Genomic DNA, 19,408 nt, shown 5'->3' on the forward strand with positions numbered 1-19,408 from the left:
GTCAGCAAAAAGCTTAAGATAAAATAGAGGAGTTAATCATGCTGTATTGAATTATAAAATAGTAGTTGCTAACAAAATATCACAACAGGAGGAATAAACTATGAATATTGTAATGAGCATTTTACCTTGGGTAGCTATCTTTGGTATCTTTTGGTTTTTATTCATTAGACCCCAGAAAAAGAAGCAGCAGGAACATGAAGATATGGTTGATAATCTTGAAGTAGGAGATGAAATTATAACTATCGGTGGTATTAAGGGTAAGATAACTAAAATTGATGGTGATGAATTTAGATTAAAAATTTCACCTGAAGTCGAGGTTGAAGTAATTAGAAATGCTGTCGGTCGTTTAGCTGGTGATGAATCTGAAGAAAATAATGATGAATAATTCTGTTTAGATAATGTATAATTTAGAAGCTGTTTTGGAGTGTTGGGAGGATGTCTATGCAAATTACTAAACAAGAAGTTAGAGAATTCTTTGAATCAGTAGTAATTGCTGGTGTTCTGGCTTTTTTTATTATTACTTTTGTGGCCCAGTCTTTTGTAGTTCAGGGTGAATCGATGGAGCCGACCTTACATAATGGAGAACGATTATTTGTTGATAAAGTTTCTTATCGGTTTAGTAATCCTGACCGAGGAGATATTATTGTCTTTAGCCCTCAGGGTTCACCGGGCAGGAAGTATATCAAGCGGGTAATCGGCTTGCCGGGCGATAAGGTGATGATTAGAGATAAGAAGGTATATGTTAATGGAACTTCAATTAAAGAAGATTATACTTTAGAAGAAACACTGGGAAATTTTGGTCCCTATCATGTACCTCAAGATCATTTATTTGTGTTAGGGGATAATCGTAATAATAGTGCTGATAGCCGTTATACCTCTTTAGTCGGGTTTGTATCTTATAGTGATATTGAAGGAAGGGCTTTCTGGGTTTATTGGCCGCTGGATGAAATGAGAATTATCGATCATGAAGAGTATAAAAGAATAAATTAAAGATAGTTTAAGGCTATCATTCTATATATCGGAATGATAGTCTTTTCTGTAGGGTATAATTAATAATTAGTCAGCTTCTCGGAACTAAAGTACCGAATTGTAAAAACAATAGGGGCTACTAGTTACCTCGTATGCTATCTTTTAAATAGCTTGTTTAACAATTAATACTATATACCATGTGGTTAAACTTTTCAACAGAAAGGAGTTGAAAAAGCCGTTTTCCTCCCCAGGCTAGAAGTCTGAGGTTTCCAACGGCTAAATTCTATGAGTATTTTAGAAAAGATCAAGGAAGCTTCTCAGGTTACTGCTTATATAAAAAAGGCTGATGAACATCTTAAGAATATCGGTTTTACAGAACATAGTTTTCGCCATGCTAATCTAGTGGCTGAGACTGCGGAAAACATCTTAAAGAAACTGGATTATTCTTCGGAAATGGCTGAATTGGCTGGGGCAGCCGGTTACTTACATGATATCGGAAATGTGGTTAATCGCCAGAATCATGCCCAGTCCTCAGCTGTATTGGCTTCACAGATTTTAACTGATTTAGGTTTAGATTATGATAAGATAGCTACAATTATGGGGGCGATCGGAAATCATGATGAAGGAGAAGGTCAGCCGGTTAATAATATTGCTGCTGCCTTAATAATTGCTGATAAATCAGATGTCCACTGGACTAGAGTCAGAAATGATGATTATTCTACTTTTGATATTCATGATCGGGTCAATTATGCTGTTCAACAGTCTTGTATTGAGATTGATAGGACAGAAAAGATGATTACGCTTGATTTAGAGATTGATACTGAAATAAGTACTGTTATGGAATACTTTGAAATCTTTTTAACCCGGATGGTAATGTGCCGTCAGGCAGCAGAGGTTCTTGGGTGTGATTTTCAATTGATTATCAATGAAGTAGAACTCCTTTAGATGTAAATGGAGACTATGATTGACAAGCTATAGTTGAAGAGATATAATATAAAATGTTGGAATAATGTTGAAGTTATATTTTAAAGTGAAGAAAGGAGAGTAATCTTAATGACGCGGAAGAATAAGAAACTGCTTAAAATAGTAGGGATTATGGCTGCAGTAATTATAGCTGCTTATTTTTTACTTCCGATTAATGAGGCTATTAATTTAGGTCTTGATTTACAAGGAGGAACCCATGTAGTTTTGGAAGCAGAGCCTACAGAACAAAGTAAAGTAACTAATGATTCTATGCAGCGGGTAATTAGCGTTATTAATCGCCGAGTTAATCAGATGGGCCTTACAGAACCGGTAATTCAGCGAGAAGGCGACCGCAGGATTATTGTCGAACTGCCTGGGGTAGAGAACCCAAATCAGGCGATTGAGACTATTGGCAAGACAGCCCAATTAAAATTTAAAGATCCAAATGGAGAAGTGGTAATGACAGGTGGACATTTGGTTGATGCTCAAGCTACCTACGGGACTCAATTTAACCAACCAGTAATTCAGTTTGAATTAGATAGTGTCGGTAAAGATAAGTTTGCTCAATTGACTAAAAAGCATGTAGGAGAGCGAATTGCTATTCATCTTGATGAAGAATTATTGACCAATCCTCAGGTTCAGGACCCAATCCCTGGAGGTGAAGGAATTATTACCGGGTATGAGACATTAGAAGAGGCTCAAGAGGATGCTTTATTATTACGGGCTGGTGCATTACCTATGCCGGTTAAAGTAATTCAAAACAGAACTATTGGGCCTACTTTAGGAGCTCGGTCTATTGATCAGAGTATTACTGCTGGCTTAATTGGTCTTGCTTTAGTAGCTTTATTGATGATAATCTTGTATCGTTTATCCGGGGCAGTTGCGACAGTTGCGTTAGGAATCTATGGTGTGATTGTAATGGGAACTTTAGCTGGCTTGAATGCAACTTTGACGCTACCGGGAATTGCTGGTTTGATTCTGTCTATTGGTATGGCTGTAGATGCTAATATTATTATCTTCGAGCGGGTTAAACAGGAGTTAGGAGCAGGAAAGACTAAAAGGGCTGCTATTAAATCAGGATTTGAGCGTGCGTATAAGACAATCTTTGATGCTAATGTAACTACTTTAATTACAGCAGGTATTTTAGCTTATTTTGGTACTGGTACAATTAGAGGATTTGCGGTTACATTAAGTATAGGTATTTTAGCCAGTATGTTTACAGCAATTGTTGTAACTAGAACATTAGTTGATCTATTGTTAGATGCTAATTTATTAAAAGGTCAGAATGCTTTTGGCCGGGTAAGGAGGTAATTTAGAGTGGAAATTATCGGCAAACGAAAGATCTGGTTTATTATTTCAGCTTTAATCATCATTGTTGGATTAGGATCTCTAGTAATGCAGGGGCTTAATCTAGGGATTGATTTTACAGGCGGTACTTTGATGGAGTTTACCTTCGATAAGGAAGTAACTACCGGCCAAATTAGAGAAGTATTAGCCGGATTTGATCTGGATAAGAAGAGTGTAGTTCAAAATACAGGTGAAATGGGAATTTTAATTAGAACAGTAAATTTAAGACAGGATGAAATTACCGAGGTTCAATCAGCAATTAAAGATAAATATTCATCAGCGGAAATGTTAAGAACTGAGATGGTAGGTCCTGCTATTGGATCAGAATTAAAGAGTAAGGCCTACTGGGCATTATTAATAGCAGCAATAGCAATTGTTCTTTATATCAGTTATAGGTTTGAATTCAAATTTGCTATTGCAGCTTTGATGGCTCTAGCCCATGATGTTTTAATTGTGATCGGAAGCTTTTCGTTGGTTGGTGAAGAGGTCGGTAGTCCATTTATTGCTGCTTTATTGACTGTGGTAGGTTATTCTATTAATGATACTATTGTTATCTTTGATAGAATTAGAGAAACAGTTAAATATCGTGATAAAGAGAGTTTTGCTGATTTGAATAACAAGGCGGTATTAGATACCTTACCGCGTTCAATTAATACTTCAATGACAACTTTAGTTTCGATTTTAGCTATTTTAATCTTTGGAGGAGCTACTATTAAACCCTTTATGCTTGCTCTGTTAATTGGAATTTTATCGGGAACTTATTCTTCAATTTTTATAGCTAGCCCGGTATTAGTAGAAATCGATGCCTGGAAGAAGCGCAGGAATTCTAAACAGACAGCTTAATTAATCTATTAGCCATTCTAATTATTAGGATGGCTTTTTTTGTTGGTAATAATTCTTAACCTATGGTATAATAATGTAAAGTAAGGAGGCGAGAAGTTATGTTTGAGTTATTCAAAAAAACGATGGTTACTGGTTTGGGAGCTATGTTATTTACTAAAGAGAAAGCAGAAGAGTTAGTAAATGAATTAGTCGAACAGGGCCGAATTAATAGACAAGAAGCAGAAGAAATCATAGAGGATTTAGTAGCTGAGATTGAAAAAGAATCCAATGAAACTAAGAATAGAATGAAACAGGAGTTAAGAGGACTTTTAGATAAAATGGGTTTGAAGAATGATGAAGAGATTACTAAATTAAAAGGAGAAATTAAGGATTTAGAATTAGAATTGGAAGCTTTGAAAGAAGAAGTTGAGGAATTAAAAGCTAATAAAGATTCTGGAAAAGAAAATGCAATAACGGAGATTGATGATGAGTAAAGTATTAATCATAGTAGCAGTTATAATTGGAGTTTTAGGAACCCTTCTTCCTGGGCTACCTGGAACTCCAATTATACTTATAGCCGGTATAATTTATGGTTGGCTAAATGGCTTTCAAGTTATTTCTCTACAATTGGTCTTTTGGTTGGTAGTACTTAGTTTAGTGGCTGAATTTCTGGAGTATATTATAAGCGGCTTTAGCGCTAAAAGGTTCGGCGGTAGTAAATATAGTATTTTGGGACTACTTATTGGAGCTTTAATAGGAGCAATTATACTAGGTCCCTTAGGAATTCTGGCGGGAATGTTTTTAGGTAGTATTATTGTAGAATTAATATTAGGGAAAGAAGTTAATTCAGCTGTTAAGACGGGAATAGGGGCTATAATAGGTGCTATAGGAGGTTCAATATTTTCATTTTTAATTTCTCTATTGATGGCTGGTTTATTATTAAGTAGAGTGTTTTATTAGGATGGTGACTTAAATGATAGGATTTAGGGGGTTAAATCGTCGTTATCGCCATATTCAGCGTTACCGCAAGATTGCTGAAGTATTGATCAAGAATGGATTTGGCTATCTTCTTGATAGTCTGGATTTATACCAGTTCTTACCATTGACCCGCAGATTAAAGCTGGATAATGAAGAATCTGAAGAATTATCTCGAGCAGAAAGGCTGAGGCTGGTATTAGAAGAGTTGGGGCCGACATTTATTAAGTTAGGGCAATTATTGAGTACACGACAGGATTTGATTCCACAGGAATATATTAAAGAATTAACAAAATTACAGGATGATGTGCCCCCGTTTTCATTTGAATTGGTTTTACAACAGGTAGAAGAAGAATTAAACCAGCCAGTAGATGATCTATTTGCTAACATAGAGAAAGAGCCTTTAGCCGCAGCATCGATCGGCCAGGTACATAAAGCTGTTTTGAAGAATGGACAGCAGGTTGTAATTAAGGTACAGAGGCCTGAAATAAGAGATATAATTGAAACTGATCTGGATATTATCTTTAATTTAGCTGAGATTCTGGATAAGCGGGTGATTGGTGATGACTTTTTGGATCCGGTGGAGATTGCTAGTGAATTCAATCGGATTATCAAGAAAGAATTGGATTATCAGATTGAAGGTAGAAATACAGAAAAGTTTAACAGGAATTTTGCAGATGAAGAAGAGATCAAGGTTCCGAAGATATATTGGGAACTGAGTACGAAAAAGCTACTGGTATCCGAATATATTGAGGGAACAAAGTTAAGTAGGATTAAATCTGAAGATATAGATTGTGATTACAAAAAAATAGCCCAAATTGGAGCTAACTCTTTTATGAAACAGGTTTTGGTTGACGGCTTCTTTCATGGAGATCCACATCCTGGAAATGTTCTGATTACTCCTGAAGAAAAAGTAGCCTTTATTGATTTTGGAATTGTAGGACGAATAGATAAAGATACTATGGAGGAGATAGCTGATTTATTTTTAGCTGTAATCAACCGGAATATAGATAAAATGGTTGATAAGTTACTAAAACTCGGTATGTTAACCCAAAAAATTAATAGGCGAGCTTTAAAACGGGATATGGGTGAATTATTGGATGAATATTATGGAGCAGATCTTAAAGAAATAGATATTAGCCGGATTATTAATCAGATGTTGAATCTTGCTTTTAAGTATCGAGTACAGCTGCCTACAGACTTTATTTTATTAGGTAAAGCTTTAATGACAGTAGAAGGAATAGGTAGAGATCTAGATCCAGACTTTAATGTATTGGCTGCAGCTAAACCTTTTGCTTATCAATTATTAAGGAAAAGATTCCATCCTAAGCGTATTTTTACCGAGATATTCAGTGATGCAAAGCAGCTATATCATTTCTTAGTTCATACCCCTAAACAGCTAGAACGAATATTAAAGTTATTAGAAAGACAGGACTTTAAAATTGAGTTAAGACATATCGGCTTAGAAGAACTGATATCCAAATTGGATATTATTACTAACCGATTGTCTGTTTCCATAATAGTCAGTGCTTTAATTGTAGGCTCTTCTTATATTATGCAGACTGATAAAGGACCTACTTTATTTGAACTGCCTGCACTTGGTTTAGGTGGGTATCTGCTGGCAGGATTCTTTGGGCTCTGGCTAGTTATTTCTATTCTGCGGTCCGGTAGATTTTAAGCATAGGAGTGGTAAAGATGCAGTTAATTTTAGTGGCAGCTTTTGTTTTTGCTTTGATAGTTGCTATTTTTGCTATTCAGAATGCCATTACAGTTCAGGTAGTCTTATTTACCTGGCAGTTTGAGACATCACTAGTGGTAGTTATCTTTGGGGCAGCAATTCTGGGAGCATTATCAGTAGGCTTATTTGGATTGATGCAGTATATTAAGTTGAAGCTTAAATTAAGGAAGAAAGAGCAGAAGATTAATAAGTTAGAAGGGGAGTTAGCAGAATTATCTCCAGCCGAAGATGATAATAAGGAAAGAGGATTAATTGAAGAAGAGGAATCGGTTGAAAATAAAGCAATAGAGATAAAATCTGAAGTTAGGGATGAAAAAGAGCAGGAAAATCATTATTAATCTAGAATTATGGGTATTGTTTGTTAGTAAGCAAATGTCAATCTGGAGGTTAAGAATTTGATTTTGGATAGAGAATGGAAATTATTAAACCGGTCAACAGAAGAGGAGCCGAATTTAAGTGATTCCCTAAATATTTCATCAGTACTAGCAGAGATTCTATCCAGTAGAGGATTGAATAGCAAACAGAAGGTTGAGAACTTTTTAGAAGTGGAGTTAGATGGACTCCATTCTCCTTTCTTGCTGGAGGGAATAGAGCAGGCAGTCGATAGAATCTCAACCGCAATGGAGTCTCAAGAGATTATCGGTATCTACGGCGACTATGATGTTGATGGAATTACCAGTACCGGACTGCTTATTAATTACTTTCAACATTTAGGAGTTGAGCCTAAGTATCATATTCCCAATCGTCTAGAAGAAGGATATGGCCTCAATAAAGATGCTATTGAGAGCTTGGCTCAGAGCGGAGTTGAGCTTTTAATTACAGTTGACTGCGGTATTAGTGATTATCAAGAAGTAAAATATGCTAATCAATTGGGGATAGATGTAATTATTACTGACCATCACGAAGTACCGGCCCGGATTCCACCCGCTGAAGCAGTCATAAATGCTAAACAGAGTAATTGTAATTATCCTTTCTCTCAGCTTTGTGGAGCAGGAGTTGCCTATAAATTAATTCTAGCGCTGGCTGATAAGGACCAACAGGTTAATCAGAAAGAAATAAAAGAATATTATTTAGATTTATTAGCTATGGGAATAGTTGCTGATATTGTGCCGTTAGTAGATGAGAATAGGATTATGGTTAAATATGGTTTGGAGTTGCTGCAGAATCCAAATAATTTAGGTTTGAGTGCTTTAATTGAAGCGGTTGATTTAACAGAAACTGAGATCAATACCGGCCATATCGGCTACATTTTGGCACCCAGGCTGAATGCTGCCGGCCGAATCGGTAATCCGGATCTGGCTTTAGAACTATTAATTACCGATGATCCTTCTCAGGCAGCCGATATTGCTGCTGAATTGGAGGAAATTAATCACCGGCGGAGAGATATAGAGGCTGATATACGCCAAGAGGCAGAATTAATGGTTGAAGGAATGGACTTAGAGCAGACTAAAGCGCTGGTTTTAGCTTCTGAAAATTGGCATTCTGGAGTGGTAGGGATTGTAGCTTCTGATATTCAGGAGAAGTATTACCGTCCTACGATTATGATTGCCATTGAAGATGACGGCATCGGCAGGGGTTCAGCCCGAAGTATTAAAGGCTTCAATATTTATCAGGCAGTTAAGAATTCTGAAGATCTGCTCCCTAAATTTGGGGGTCATGAACAGGCGGCTGGATTGAGTATTGCTAAAGAGGATATTGCTCAATTTAGGGATGAGATTAATCAGTATGCCGATGATAGACTGAGTGATAAGGATTTAACTCCGCGGTTAAAGCTGGATTGTGAAGTTGAACTGTCAGAGCTAAGCAAGGAATTAGTCCAGGAGATCGATTATTTAGCCCCCTTTGGTTTCGGCAATCCGCGGCCTAAACTGGCTGTCAGGGAAGTTACGGTAGCTGATTTTGCGACAGTGGGCTCGAATGGTGAACATTTGAAGTTAGCTGTTACAGATGAAGCCGGTACTACTGTGGAATGTATTGGCTTTAATATGGCTGGTTTCAGACAAAAACTTATCTCCCAGCAGGAAGAGATAGATTTGGCCTGTACAGTAGAGATCAATAACTGGCAGGGGAAGAGTGAATTACAGTTAAAGCTTAAAGATATTAACTTTCCTGAAGTTTCATTTATAGATCAATTATTTGCCAAATCAAAAGAGATTATTGCTGATAATTATTACCGAGGTATTGGAGAGGAAGACCAGTTTTATACCAAAGTAGTAGGAGTTACCTTCGAAGGTCGTCAGGAGTTAATTAAAGAGTTAAAGAGAGGAGATAAGCTTAATTTAGTAAGAGAACCGGAGAATGAATATGATGAGTCTGCCATTCGAGTAGAGACTACTGATCAAGAGCAGATTGGCTATCTTAAGTCCGGTCTAGCCAAACATTTGGCCCCTTATCTCGATGTCGGCTTTGAATATCAGGTGACTGTTTCAGAAGTAACCGGAGGAGTAGATAAAAATTTAGGTGTTAATATCTTTATTGAGCAGGCAGGTTATAAAGAAGCAGAGTCAGCCGAGGAAGCAAAATCTTGTCGGGCCCAGCTGGAGACATTAAACCGCAGTGAGATTCTAAATGAAGTACGCCAGGCGTTGATTGGTGATTATGATTTTAGAAGTAAACAGAAAGAGGTCTTAACTACACTGGATAATGACCAGGATACTTTAGCCATTTTTGGTACCGGACGTGGTAAATCGGCTATCTTCCAGAGTTATGCTGCTTTGCAGGCCTTGAATCAAGGCCGAATAACAGTTATACTATATCCACTGCGGGCATTGGTCAATGATCAGTTTGACAGCCTGAAGAAGAATTTGGCACCATTAGGATTAGACATCTATAAGGCTAATGGTTCTTTAAGTGTTGGTGAACGAGAAAAGTTGATTACTGCTTTGAATCACGGGGAACTTGATATTGTTTTAACAACTCCTGAATTTATGGAGTATCATTTAGATAAGTTTCAGAATTTAGCAGATGAAATCGGATTTTTAGTAGTTGATGAAAGCCATCATATCGGTATGGCTTCCAGTTCTTTCAGACCTACTTATAAACGTTTGGGCAAATTGAATTCTAAATTAGGTAATCCGCTGGTTTTAGCTGTTACAGCTACTGCTAATAATCAGGTAGCCAGAGAGATTATAGAAACTTTGAATATTGGAGAGATTATTATTGATCCGCATGTACGTAGTAATCTAGAAATAATTGATAAGCGGGGCTGCAGAGATAAGGAAGCATATCTTTATGAGGTGGCAAGCAGTGGTGAAAAGAGTATTATCTATGTTAACAGCCGGGAGCAGAGTATAGAGCTAGCCAGCAATTTAAGACAGCGACTGCCTGGTCTTGCCGAGGAGATTGGCTTTTATAATGCTGGACTGACAAATAAGGAACGAAACCGGATTGAAAGTATGTTCTGGAGCGGGAAATTAAAGATAATAGTTTCTACCAGTGCTTTTGGAGAAGGAATTGATATTCCTGATATTAGAAATATAGTACTGTATCACCTTAATTTTAATTTAACTGAATTCAACCAACAGAGTGGACGCGTCGGCAGGGATGGTAAACAGGCCAAGATTCATCTACTTTTTGGCCAGCAGGATGTCCGGATTAATGAGTTTATTCTGGATAGTATGGCACCAGAAAGAGAAGTCTTGGTTCAATTATACTGTGTATTAAAACAGGAAGAGGATACAGACCAACAAATAAAGTTAACCAATCAGCAGTTAGCCCAAAAAGTCAGCAGTCGGCTGCAGGGTAAAGTCAGAGAGAATACAGTTTCTGCTGGTTTAGGAGTTTTAGAAGATTTAAATATATTAACCAGGATTCAGGAGGCAGGAAATAGAATAATTCAATTAAGAAGGATTCCTGATTCTCAACTGGACTTAAATGATTCACTGCGGTATAGGGAGGGATTGGAGGATAAAGAAGCCTTTAATGAATTCAAAGACTTTATTCTGAATGCAGAAGCTGAAGAATTATTATCTTTAGTTAATCAACCTATCTATCCAACTAAATTAGTAAAGACTAAGGGGGAGAATTAACAGAATGGATTTAACAGATAAGATTAGAGTTATTGAGGATTTTCCTGAGGAAGGAATTAAATTTAAAGACATTACTACTTTATTAAAGGATATTGAAGCTTATCAGGCTGCTATTGATCAATTTGTTGACCGGTATCAGGACTGTGATATAGATGTAGTGGTAGGAATTGAATCCAGAGGCTTCTTAGTAGGTGCTCCGCTTGCCTTAGAATTGGGTAAAAGTTTTGTGCCGGCTAGAAAGGAAGGTAAACTTCCTGCTGAAGTGGTTCGGGCTGAATATGATCTTGAGTACGGAACTAGTATTTTGGAACTTCATTGTGACGCTATTGACCCAGGAGATAAAGTCTTAATTGTAGATGATCTGTTGGCTACAGGGGGAACAGTTGAAGCAGCAGTTAGCTTAGTAGAAGAATTAGGAGGAGAAGTAGTTGAATTGGCCTTTTTAATAGAACTGTCATTCCTAGAAGGACGTGATGAATTAACAGACCATGATATATATTCAGTAATTATTGAATAAATTCGAGTTTGAATAAAGGAGATTTAGAGAATGATAAGAGTAAAAGAGGAGACAGAAGGAGCAGAAAATATGGCTTTAGAAGATTTAATCGAGAAGATAGAATCTTATATTAATGACCCTGACCTTGAATTGATTACTAAAGCCTATAAATTTGCTAAAGATGCTCATGAAGGCCAGTACCGTGTTTCAGGCGAACCTTTTGTAGAGCATCCTTTGGGTGTAGCTTTGATTATGGCAGAGCTTGAACTGGATATAATCTCTATTACTGGTGCTTTACTGCATGATGTAGTTGAGGATACAGAAGTCTCTTTTGCTCAACTTAGGAATGAGTTTGGAGAAGAGATTACTCTGTTGGTTAATGGAGTAACTAAGTTAAGTAAGATTGCCTTTAAATCTCGGGAAGAACAGCAGGCTGAAAGTCTGCGAAAGATGTTTCTGGCTATGTCCAAGGATATTAGAGTAATTTTAATTAAGTTATCAGATAGGCTCCATAATATGAGAACTCTTGAATATTTATCCCAACAAAAGCAGGAGCGGATTGCTCGAGAAACTATAGAAATTTATGCTCCTTTAGCCCATAGGCTAGGAATTTCAACCTTGAAGTGGGAACTAGAGGATTTAAGTTTTAAGCATTTAGAACCAAATAAGTATTATGAATTGTCCAATAAAGTAAGTAAGAATCGTGATGAACGGGAAGAGTATATTGATAGATGTATTTCTAAGGTAGAAAAGAGATTAAATTTAGAAGGAATTGACGCCCATATCTATGGACGTCCCAAGCATCTATACAGTATCTATCAGAAGATGAAGCGGAAGAATAAAGAGCTATCTGAAATCTATGATTTAGTTGCTCTGCGGGTTATTGTAAATGATGTTCAAGAATGTTATCAGGTATTGGGAAATATCCATGAAATCTGGAATCCGATACCGGGAAGAATTAAAGATTACATAGCTATGCCTAAGTCGAATATGTATCAATCACTACATACTACAGTTATCGGTCCTAAAGGAGAACCATTAGAGATTCAGATTAGAACCTGGGATATGCATCGGACTGCTGAATATGGAGTTGCTGCTCACTGGCGCTATAAAGAAGGAAAGAAGAATAATGAAAAAGCAGCTAAAAAGATTTCCTGGTTAAGACAGCTTCTAGAGTGGCAGAAAGATCTTCAGGATGCTACAGAATTTATGGAGACTTTAAAGGTGGATCTGTTTGAGGATGAAGTCTTTGTCTTTACTCCTCAAGGAGATGTGATTTCTCTACCTAGGGATGCAACTCCAGTGGATTTTGCTTATAATATTCATACTGAAGTAGGCCACAGCTGTGTGGGGGCTAAAGTTAATGACAAATTAGTTCCGCTGGAATATAAACTCGAGAATGGCGATATAGTTGAGATTCTTACTTCAAAGAACAGCGGTCCTAGCCGGGATTGGCTGAACTTTATTAAGACTTCCCGGGCCAAAAGTAAGATTAAGCGCTGGTTCAAACAGCAGCGGCGTGATGAGGCAATTGATAAGGGAAAGGATAGCTTAGAAGAGAAATTAAATAAGTATAATATTCAATTCAAAGAAGAAGAAAAGAAAGCAAAATTAAAGAATATAGCACAGAAGCTGGGTCGTTCCAGCATTAAGGATCTATATGCTGCCATCGGTTATAATAAAGTTAAGACTTCTCAGGTGATTAGTAAGCTGCGTCCTGAAGATGAGAAGAAGGATAAGGCTCCAGAAGAGATATTAAAGAAACTTAAAGAAAAAACAAAGACTAAACGCAAAAGTAAGGCAGATAAAGGCATTAAAGTTAAGGGCATGGAAGGTCTCTTAGTTCGAATTGCTAAATGCTGTAATCCGGTGCCTGGTGATGAGATTGTAGGCTATATCACCAGGGGGCGCGGGGTTTCTATTCACCGCCGTGACTGCTCCAATATAAAGAATTTATTGGATGAACATGAAGAACGAGAAATAGAAGTGGAATGGAATATTAAACAGGAGACATCTTATGAAGTCGCCTTAGAGATTGAAGCACTAAATCAGCATGCACTTTTGAATGACTTAACAAATGTGATATCCAATGCCCAATTAAGTATTACAACTATTAATGCTCAGACGACTAAAGATGGCTTTGCCCATATTTATCTTGTAATTGAGATCAGCAGTTTAGACCATATGAATGATATTATGAATAAACTTAACAGAATTGAAGGAGTTTTGGATGTTCAGCGGGCAAATCCTAATTAATCTTACTAGTTAGGAGGGAAAAAAATGCGGGCTATAGTTCAACGCGTTGAAGATGCTGCTGTAAGAGTAGAGAATGAAGTGATAGCAGATATAGATCAGGGATTACTTGTATTTCTAGGAATTAAAGATGGAGATACTGAAGAGGACATTTCTTATTTGATTGACAAGATAGTTAATCTCAGAATCTTTTCCAATCAGAAAGGAAAGATGGATCTTTCCGTTAAGGATTTGGATTTAGAAGTTTTAGTTGTACCTCAATTTACACTTTATGGCGACTGCCGGAGCGGCAAACGACCGGATTTTACAGCGGCTGCTTCTCCAAAAGAAGCCAAAGAACTTTTTAAAAAATTTATAGACGAAATAAAAGAAACTTCTATAGAAGTTGGAACAGGCGAGTTTGGAGCCATGATGGAAGTTGATTTCATTAATGATGGTCCAGTAACAATTATGTTGGATAGCAATAAGGAGTTTTAAAATTTTTAAAGAGTGGAGGGAATTAATATAGAATGATTGTCAAGAAGATACCAGTAGGTTCTTTAGGTGCAAATTGTTATATGCTAGGAGATGAAGAATCAGGAAAGGCTATTGTAATAGACCCCGGAGCTGAAGGAGCAAAGATTCTAGATTTAGTTAATGAGTTGAGTTTAGAACTTAAGTATATAGTTAATACTCACGGTCATTATGACCATATTGGTGCTAATCAATTTCTATTACAGAAAAGTCAGTCTAAACTTTTGATTCATCAAGATGACAGCGAATTTTTGGTTGATCCCAAGAAGAATTTAAGCTCTCTTAGTATTTCAGGTAAGATTGAAGGGCCAAAAGCGGATAGATTGTTAACTGAAGGGGACGAAATCAGCTGTGGGAAATGGGAGTTAGAAGTAATCCATACTCCTGGACATACTCCAGGAGGAATAACATTATTAGGTAATGGCAAACTATTTGTAGGTGATACTATATTTGCTAGAGGAGTTGGCAGGACTGATTTTCCCTACGGTTCTAAAGAAGTATTAATGGAGTCGATTCAGGAAAAGTTATTACCTCTTGCTGATGAATTGGAAGTTTTTCCCGGCCACGGTCCGAAGGGAAAGTTAGGTGAGATTAAAGCATCTAATCCGTTTTTATAATTTTTGGAGAGTTGACATCTTTAAGAAGATAAGTTACAATGGGAAGGGAAAGTTAGTTTGGGTTCATTCATAATCTATAAGGAGGTTAATTAATGATTTTTGATAATTTAAGAAACAATTCTAGAATATTAATTTATATAGTAATTATTGCATTTGTCGGTGGAGGTGTATTAGTAGGTTTAAGCGGTTACTTTAACGGTTCGAATTCTAATGCCCAATCTCAGAATCAGACTGCTCATGCCCAACAGCAGAATATTGCTGTAGTTAATGATAAACCGATTAGGTACCAGGATTTTCAGAGGGGATTACAGAGATTTCAGCAGCAGTCTCAAAGACCGATTGGCAATAGTCAGGTTTTAGCCCTTAAGAATAGAGTTTTACAGCAGATGATTGATCAGGAACTCTTATTACAGAAAGCTAAAGAGGAGAATATAACCGTCAACATTAGTGATCAAGAAGTGGAAACACAATTAGATAACTGGATTAAGAATACTGGTAGGTCTAGAAAAGAAATTGAAAATCTGTTAAGTGATAGAGGATCTAGTATAGCCCAGGTTAAGAAACAGTTAAAGGAAGGAATGCACAAACAGAAGTTAATTAATAGAATGGTTCAGCAGGCTCAGGATGGAGTTGAAGTAACTGAAAAAGAGCTTAAAGATGCTTACGAAAAGTCAACTGAAAAGGAAGCAGCAGGAGAAGAATTTACAAAAATAAAGCCTAAATTAAGAAAGAAGTTAAAGCAGCAGAAGAAGAAACAGGCCATTAGTCAGATGGTAAATAATTATAGAGAAGAGGCTGATATTGAGATTAATTCTGTAGAAATAAAGGCCTATAGGGCAGCCCAGAATGAAAACTATGATGAAGCCGTTGCCGGGTATAAAAATGCTTTAGATCAAGGCAACAAGGAAGCTTATATTTACAGCGGTTTAGCTCAGGTCTATCAGCAGCAGGATAAAACAGATAAGGCAATTGAAACCTATAAGAAAGCTATTGAAAAGAGTCCAAAAGATTCTCAAATGAAACTTGCCCTTGGTAATCTATACCAACAGGCAGGTAAGGAAGATAAGGCAGTTAAACAGCTGGATAAAGTAGCTGAGTCTGCAGGAAATAATTTATTACTTCATTACCGCCTTCAATCCTTATACAAAAAGATGGGTTATGAAGAAAAAGCTAAAGCAGAAATGGAGAAGGTTAAGGAACTACAGAAAAAAGCTGCAAAAAAACAAAAGGCACTTCAGAAAAAAGCTAAAGAACAGCAAAAAGAGAGTGAGGAACAAGAAAGTAAGGAAGAAGAAAATAATAAATAATTACGTGTTGGCAGGAGGTTCATTTAGATGAGTATTAAGAAACCAAGAGGAACAAATGATATATTACCAGAAGATAGCCTTAAGTGGCAGTATATAGAGGATACTGCCCGGGATATCTGTACTAGGTATAATTATGAAGAGATCAGAACACCGATTTTTGAAAATACCGATCTCTTTCAGCGGGGGATTGGTGAAGCAACAGATATTGTAGAAAAAGAGATGTATACCTTCAATGATAAAGGAGGGCGAAGCATAACGCTTCGTCCTGAAGGTACTGCTTCAGTAGTTAGAGCTTTTTTAGAACATAAAATTTATGGACAGGCCCAGCCGACTAAATACTTTTATTATGGACCGATGTTTAGGTATGAACGGCCGCAGTCTGGTCGGTACCGACAGTTCCATCAGATGGGAGTTGAGGTATTAGGAACTGATAGCCCGGCTATTGATGCTGAAGTTATTAGCCTGGGTTTGCAGATTTTAAAGGAGTTAGGTTTATCTGATCTGGAGGTTCATTTAAATAGCGTTGGCTGTCCGGTATGTAGAGAAGACTATAGAGAAGAATTAAGAGATCATTTTGCAGATGATCTTGAAGAGTTATGTTCAGACTGCCAGTCGCGGTATGACCGGAATCCATTAAGGATTCTGGATTGTAAGAATGAGAAGTGTCAGGAATATACTGCTGATGCTCCAGAAATTATCGATTCGCTCTGTGAAGACTGTGCAGACCACTTTAAAGAGGTGCAGAATTACCTACAGCGGTTGGATATAGACTATATTATAGATTCTAGTCTAGTTCGCGGTCTGGACTATTATACTAAGACAGCCTTTGAGATTATGTATACCGGCTTAGGAGCTCAGGATACTATCTTTGGCGGCGGCCGCTATGATGGTTTAGCTGAAGAGATAGGAGGCCGAGAGATTCCTGGTATTGGTTTTGCTATGGGAATGGAACGGATTATTCTCGCTTTGGAAGAGCAGGATGTAGATCTACCGCTAACAACAGATCTTGACCTCTTTATTACTACTATAGGCCAACCGGCTAAGGAGACTGCTTTTGAGTATCTATATCAGCTGCGTCAGGCCGGACTTAAAGTAGAGATGGATTATCTAGGTCGCAGTGTTAAAGGGCAGATGAAGTGTGCTGACCGCACTAACGCCCAGTACAGTATTATTTTAGGTGGTAATGAATTAGAAAAGGGAACAGCTACTGTTAGGAATATGGAAACAGGAGAAGAGACGGAAATCAAATTGAATAATTTGGTTGAGGAAATGAATGAATTGATAGCATAGTTTAGGAGGTAATCTTTGATGACAGCCATGAAGGATTTAGAAAGGGATTATTACTGTGGTGAATTAAGTAGTGAAGAGATAGATGAAGAAGTTACGCTGATGGGTTGGGTACAGCGCCGCCGCGACCACGGCGGATTGATCTTTGTTGATCTGCGTGATAGATTTGGTCTAGTACAGGTGGTCTTCAGTCCGCAGGAGGCCAAAGAAGCATTTGAAAAAGCAGAAGATCTACGCAAGGAGTATGTAATTGCTGTGACCGGTAAGGTAGCTAGACGACCTGAAGGGACGATTAATCCAGAGCTTGCTACTGGAGAGATAGAAGTCAATGTTAAAGAAATAGAAATTTTGAGTGAAGCCGATACTCCTCCCTTACAGATTGCTGAAGATTCAGAGGTAGGAGAAGATCTTCGTTTAAAGTATAGATACCTGGATCTGCGGAGACCTAATATGCAGGAAAACATAATCTTAAGACATCAAGTTAAGAAGGCAGTCCGGAATTATTTAGATGAAGAGGACTTTTTAGAGATTGAAACACCAATGTTAACTAAGAGTACTCCTGAAGGAGCTCGGGATTATTTAGTACCGAGTCGGGTACATAGAGGTAAGTTTTATGCCTTACCGCAGTCGCCGCAGTTGTTTAAACAGCTATTAATGGTTTCTGGTATGGAACGTTATTATCAGATTACGAGATGTTTTAGAGATGAAGATCTAAGGGCTGACCGGCAGCCGGAATTTACTCAGATAGATATGGAGATGTCCTTTGTAGATGAAGATGATGTTATATCTTTAGTGGAGGGTATGATCCAAGAGATTTTTGCTACTGCTGGTCTAGAGGAGCCGACAGATTTTGCCCATATGAGTTATCAAGAAGCTATGGATAGATTTGGTACTGATCGACCGGATTTGAGATTTGGTTTAGAATTAGTTGATGTATCCGAAATAGTAGAAGATTCGGAGTTTAATGTCTTTAGCGGAACTATTGCCGATGGTGGTGAAGTAAAAGGTATCAATGCCAAAGGCTGTGCTGACTTTTCCCGTAAAGATTTAGATGATCTGACTGACTATGTAGGGAATTATGGGGCCCAAGGATTAGCCTGGATTGCTTTGAGGGAAGACGGCATCAGTTCTCCAATCAGTAAGTTTTTAAGTGATGAAGAATTGGAAGAAATTCAGAATGAAATGGAAGCTGAAGAAGGAGACTTATTATTATTCGTAGCTGACAGGCCTAAAGTAGTAGCTGCTGCATTAGGACATCTAAGATTGAAATTAGCACAGAGGTTGGATTTAATTGATCAGGATGAATTTAATTTTGTCTGGATTACTGATTTTCCATTATTAGAACGGGATGAAGATGAAGATAGATTAGTATCGCTCCATCATCCATTTACAGCGCCACAGGATGAAGATATTGATCTATTGGATAGTAAACCTACAGAAGTTAAAGCTAAAGCTTATGATCTGGTTCTAAACGGTACTGAAATAGGCGGAGGAAGTATTAGAATTCATGACCGTGATCTTCAAGAAAAGATTTTTGAGAATCTTTCCTTAACTGATGAAGAGATTGATAATAAATTCGGTTTCTTATTAGAGGCTTTTGATTATGGAACTCCTCCGCATGGCGGAATTGCTTTTGGATTAGATAGGCTGGTTATGTTATTAGGGAAGTTAGAAACAATTCGGGATGTAATTGCTTTTCCTAAGACTCAGAATGCTACCTGTCTGTTAACAGAAGCACCGTCAAGAGTTGCAGAAGAACAGCTTGAAGAGTTGAATTTAAAGGTCCAAGATGATGAAGTCGAGGTTAACTAATTTAAGATAGAGTAAAGGTCATTTTGATACTTATTGGCAGTTGCAAAGAGAGTAAAAGTATGATACGATTTATATAGATTAATAAGGAAATAATAATCTGTTCTACTGTGTACGTGATAGAATTTATATTTTGCCCAACATCTAACACACAGGGAGCCTGGTCTCCAGCTGTGGCGTATAAGCCTCCATTGAGTGGACATATAAATCAGCTGGGAGGGCACCCACTTAGCAGAAGGGGAGCAAAAAATATTAATTCTTGCGGCATGGTGGAACAGATATTA

Annotated in this window: 17 protein-coding genes and 1 other RNA gene; all 18 read left to right on the top strand. The window is 37.5% G+C overall.

Features of this window, described 5'->3' with window-relative positions; all coding sequences use genetic code 11:
* Nucleotides 1–100 precede the first annotated feature (100 nt).
* The 18 genes from yajC (at nt 101) to ssrS (ending at nt 19,404) form a co-directional block, all read left to right on the top strand.
* On the top strand, nt 101–385 hold the full coding sequence (gene yajC, locus acear_RS03755; protein ID WP_013277693.1) for a preprotein translocase subunit YajC: 285 nt from the start codon (nt 101–103) through the stop codon (nt 383–385).
* A gap of 56 nt (nt 386–441) precedes the next feature.
* The gene (gene lepB / locus acear_RS03760) at nt 442–990 is read left to right on the top strand and encodes a signal peptidase I (protein ID WP_013277694.1); all 549 of its coding nucleotides are present in this window, start codon (nt 442–444) and stop codon (nt 988–990) included.
* 264 nt (nt 991–1,254) lie between these two features.
* A complete protein-coding gene (locus tag acear_RS03765; protein ID WP_013277695.1) occupies nt 1,255–1,914 on the top strand; it encodes an HD domain-containing protein in 660 nt (219 codons plus the stop codon).
* A 108-nt stretch (nt 1,915–2,022) separates the two neighbouring features.
* Entirely contained in the window at nt 2,023–3,243 is a 1,221-nt protein-coding gene (gene secD, locus acear_RS03770; RefSeq protein WP_013277696.1) for a protein translocase subunit SecD, read from the top strand.
* 6 nt (nt 3,244–3,249) lie between these two features.
* On the top strand, nt 3,250–4,122 hold the full coding sequence (secF, locus tag acear_RS03775; protein ID WP_013277697.1) for a protein translocase subunit SecF: 873 nt from the start codon (nt 3,250–3,252) through the stop codon (nt 4,120–4,122).
* A 98-nt stretch (nt 4,123–4,220) separates the two neighbouring features.
* Nucleotides 4,221–4,595, top strand: coding sequence for a phasin family protein (locus tag acear_RS12085; protein ID WP_013277698.1), 375 nt, complete (start codon nt 4,221–4,223; stop codon nt 4,593–4,595).
* Entirely contained in the window at nt 4,588–5,061 is a 474-nt protein-coding gene (locus acear_RS03785) for a DUF456 domain-containing protein (RefSeq protein ID WP_013277699.1), read from the top strand. Before acear_RS12085 ends, acear_RS03785 begins: the two co-directional genes overlap by 8 nt.
* A gap of 13 nt (nt 5,062–5,074) precedes the next feature.
* The gene (locus acear_RS03790; protein ID WP_013277700.1) at nt 5,075–6,754 is read left to right on the top strand and encodes an ABC1 kinase family protein; all 1,680 of its coding nucleotides are present in this window, start codon (nt 5,075–5,077) and stop codon (nt 6,752–6,754) included.
* A gap of 17 nt (nt 6,755–6,771) precedes the next feature.
* Complete coding sequence (locus acear_RS03795; protein ID WP_013277701.1) at nt 6,772–7,152, top strand: LapA family protein; 381 nt, start codon at nt 6,772–6,774, stop codon at nt 7,150–7,152.
* 57 nt (nt 7,153–7,209) lie between these two features.
* Entirely contained in the window at nt 7,210–10,842 is a 3,633-nt protein-coding gene (gene recJ, locus acear_RS03800; protein ID WP_013277702.1) for a single-stranded-DNA-specific exonuclease RecJ, read from the top strand.
* A 4-nt stretch (nt 10,843–10,846) separates the two neighbouring features.
* A complete protein-coding gene (locus acear_RS03805; RefSeq protein WP_013277703.1) occupies nt 10,847–11,359 on the top strand; it encodes an adenine phosphoribosyltransferase in 513 nt (170 codons plus the stop codon).
* A gap of 69 nt (nt 11,360–11,428) precedes the next feature.
* Nucleotides 11,429–13,594 (top strand): RelA/SpoT family protein, encoded by a 2,166-nt coding sequence (locus acear_RS03810; RefSeq protein ID WP_041667498.1) that lies wholly within the window; start codon nt 11,429–11,431, stop codon nt 13,592–13,594.
* A gap of 24 nt (nt 13,595–13,618) precedes the next feature.
* Nucleotides 13,619–14,068: a D-aminoacyl-tRNA deacylase gene (dtd, locus tag acear_RS03815; protein ID WP_013277705.1), complete on the top strand. Its 450-nt coding sequence runs from the start codon at nt 13,619–13,621 to the stop codon at nt 14,066–14,068.
* Nucleotides 14,069–14,100: 32 nt separating this feature from the next.
* On the top strand, nt 14,101–14,721 hold the full coding sequence (locus acear_RS03820; RefSeq protein ID WP_013277706.1) for an MBL fold metallo-hydrolase: 621 nt from the start codon (nt 14,101–14,103) through the stop codon (nt 14,719–14,721).
* Nucleotides 14,722–14,813: 92 nt separating this feature from the next.
* A complete protein-coding gene (locus acear_RS03825) occupies nt 14,814–16,028 on the top strand; it encodes a SurA N-terminal domain-containing protein (protein ID WP_013277707.1) in 1,215 nt (404 codons plus the stop codon).
* A 27-nt stretch (nt 16,029–16,055) separates the two neighbouring features.
* The gene (hisS, locus tag acear_RS03830) at nt 16,056–17,318 is read left to right on the top strand and encodes a histidine--tRNA ligase (RefSeq protein ID WP_013277708.1); all 1,263 of its coding nucleotides are present in this window, start codon (nt 16,056–16,058) and stop codon (nt 17,316–17,318) included.
* Between the two features lie 18 nt (nt 17,319–17,336).
* Nucleotides 17,337–19,127: an aspartate--tRNA ligase gene (gene aspS / locus acear_RS03835; protein WP_013277709.1), complete on the top strand. Its 1,791-nt coding sequence runs from the start codon at nt 17,337–17,339 to the stop codon at nt 19,125–19,127.
* Between the two features lie 96 nt (nt 19,128–19,223).
* Nucleotides 19,224–19,404, top strand: a non-coding RNA gene (gene ssrS / locus acear_RS12300) — 6S RNA.
* The last annotated feature ends 4 nt before the right edge of the window (nt 19,405–19,408 follow it).

It is taken from the genome of Acetohalobium arabaticum DSM 5501 (assembly GCF_000144695.1).
GTDB lineage: Bacteria > Bacillota > Halanaerobiia > Halobacteroidales > Acetohalobiaceae > Acetohalobium > Acetohalobium arabaticum.

Excerpts from the sequence above, each read along its gene's own strand:
- yajC (WP_013277693.1), top strand. The coding sequence starts at position 101 with ATGAATATTGTAATGAGCATTTTACCTTGGGTAGCTATCTTTGGTATC.
- lepB (WP_013277694.1), top strand. The coding sequence starts at position 442 with ATGCAAATTACTAAACAAGAAGTTAGAGAATTCTTTGAATCAGTAGTA.
- acear_RS03765 (WP_013277695.1), top strand. The coding sequence starts at position 1,255 with ATGAGTATTTTAGAAAAGATCAAGGAAGCTTCTCAGGTTACTGCTTAT.
- secD (WP_013277696.1), top strand. The coding sequence starts at position 2,023 with ATGACGCGGAAGAATAAGAAACTGCTTAAAATAGTAGGGATTATGGCT.
- acear_RS12085 (WP_013277698.1), top strand. The coding sequence starts at position 4,221 with ATGTTTGAGTTATTCAAAAAAACGATGGTTACTGGTTTGGGAGCTATG.
- acear_RS03785 (WP_013277699.1), top strand. The coding sequence starts at position 4,588 with ATGAGTAAAGTATTAATCATAGTAGCAGTTATAATTGGAGTTTTAGGA.
- acear_RS03790 (WP_013277700.1), top strand. The coding sequence starts at position 5,075 with ATGATAGGATTTAGGGGGTTAAATCGTCGTTATCGCCATATTCAGCGT.
- acear_RS03795 (WP_013277701.1), top strand. The coding sequence starts at position 6,772 with ATGCAGTTAATTTTAGTGGCAGCTTTTGTTTTTGCTTTGATAGTTGCT.
- acear_RS03805 (WP_013277703.1), top strand. The coding sequence starts at position 10,847 with ATGGATTTAACAGATAAGATTAGAGTTATTGAGGATTTTCCTGAGGAA.
- acear_RS03810 (WP_041667498.1), top strand. The coding sequence starts at position 11,429 with ATGGCTTTAGAAGATTTAATCGAGAAGATAGAATCTTATATTAATGAC.
- dtd (WP_013277705.1), top strand. The coding sequence starts at position 13,619 with ATGCGGGCTATAGTTCAACGCGTTGAAGATGCTGCTGTAAGAGTAGAG.
- acear_RS03820 (WP_013277706.1), top strand. The coding sequence starts at position 14,101 with ATGATTGTCAAGAAGATACCAGTAGGTTCTTTAGGTGCAAATTGTTAT.
- acear_RS03825 (WP_013277707.1), top strand. The coding sequence starts at position 14,814 with ATGATTTTTGATAATTTAAGAAACAATTCTAGAATATTAATTTATATA.
- hisS (WP_013277708.1), top strand. The coding sequence starts at position 16,056 with ATGAGTATTAAGAAACCAAGAGGAACAAATGATATATTACCAGAAGAT.
- aspS (WP_013277709.1), top strand. The coding sequence starts at position 17,337 with ATGACAGCCATGAAGGATTTAGAAAGGGATTATTACTGTGGTGAATTA.